The sequence below is a fragment of the Pseudoalteromonas denitrificans DSM 6059 genome (genome assembly GCF_900112265.1).
GTDB lineage: Bacteria > Pseudomonadota > Gammaproteobacteria > Enterobacterales > Alteromonadaceae > Pseudoalteromonas > Pseudoalteromonas denitrificans.
Map to the genome: position 1 here is coordinate 1 of NZ_FOLO01000125.1, position 1243 is coordinate 1243.

At 33.3% G+C, this 1243-nt stretch carries 1 protein-coding gene and 1 pseudogene; both read right to left on the minus strand.

What is annotated here, in order from left to right; translation table 11 throughout:
• A pseudogene (locus BM088_RS27995) lies at positions 1-233 on the minus strand (transposase); the annotation flags it as partial.
• Between the two features lie 201 nt (positions 234-434).
• Complete coding sequence (locus BM088_RS26910) at positions 435-905, minus strand: hypothetical protein (protein WP_143085175.1); 471 nt, start codon at positions 903-905, stop codon at positions 435-437.
• Positions 906-1243: the final 338 nt, after the last annotated feature.

The window sequence follows — 1243 nt, forward strand, 5'->3', positions numbered from 1 at the left end:
AAACTCATAAAGGTTATATTGGTTTCACACGCTTGAGCAATACGACGACTCGATACTAAACCATGCGCATAACCGAGTAATATAATCTTTAACATCACCGTTGGCGGATACGCTGCTGCACCACGTTTATCATTTTTATACCAGACATCGAAACCTGATAAATCAAGGCGGTTATCTACAATATGAGACAGCGCAAATTCAAATGTGCCAGGTAACGTTTGCCTTTTGGGATTTTAATTGCCGCGAAGCGGCTATTAAAATTCCCTAAGAGGCACTTGTTAACTGCGCACACCACTGATGTTAAAGTAGTTTTAGTACACCAGCTAACTTTAAATTTATATGAGACAGATGTTGGTTACCTGACACTGCTTTTGTTTCTATGTAAAGAAGATAAAACTTAAGAATATTTATCGGCAAATCAATTTGACTCCCTTTTATGACAGTTTAGTCTCTCTTAAATACTTAAAAAAGCGAGTTATAAAGTAAATAACAAGTACAAGTAAGATTAACCTTTCAAACCCATTTAGGTACTTTCCATCATAAAGGTGATCTTTATTACCTCGACCGATAAAATTGTTATCTTCAGTTTTTATTCTACTGCTATATTCCGCAGGCCCATAACCATAGTCAACGAATACACTTACAGTTTCATATTTACTTAATTTATTTAAATCCTGACAAGACATTTTATCAATCAAAATCATTATATTTTTTTTATTATTTTTTAATTTTATTGTATGTTCAGAAAAACGATCATTTTTACATCTAACATGTTCAACCTTATCAAAAACCCATGCTGATTCACGAAACTGGCCCTCTCCTCTAACAAAAACGCCATTAATTATAATTAGTAAAAATAGGGTTATATTAAATAGTAATAAAAAGTCTAGCCTCTTAATTTTCATTACTAATAACCTATGAAAGTTCTTGGTATCAGCTTTTGTTTCTTCGTATTTTTCAAGTGTCAGACGCGTCCTGTTTTGTTTATACATACAACCAAAATGTTTGAGATATTCACTTTGCCTAAATTTAATTTTTTATGATGATCTTTCTGTAAGCAAAAGGCTAAAGTGCCAGTTAACGCCTTAATTTGCGGATTTTATTACGTTTTGGGCGGAACGCCCAGTAATAAAATTCCGATAACATTAACTTGTGTACGCCCGGCATGGGCATTGACTTATGAGGTGAAAGTCCTTTGTAGGAAGATCACCGTTTAATAACTCTTTATTATTAAACGCTAACT

What these genes read in the sequence shown, in the direction of transcription:
- BM088_RS26910 (WP_143085175.1), bottom strand. Translation starts at nt 905, where the DNA reads ATGAAAATTAAGAGGCTAGACTTTTTATTACTATTTAATATAACCCTA.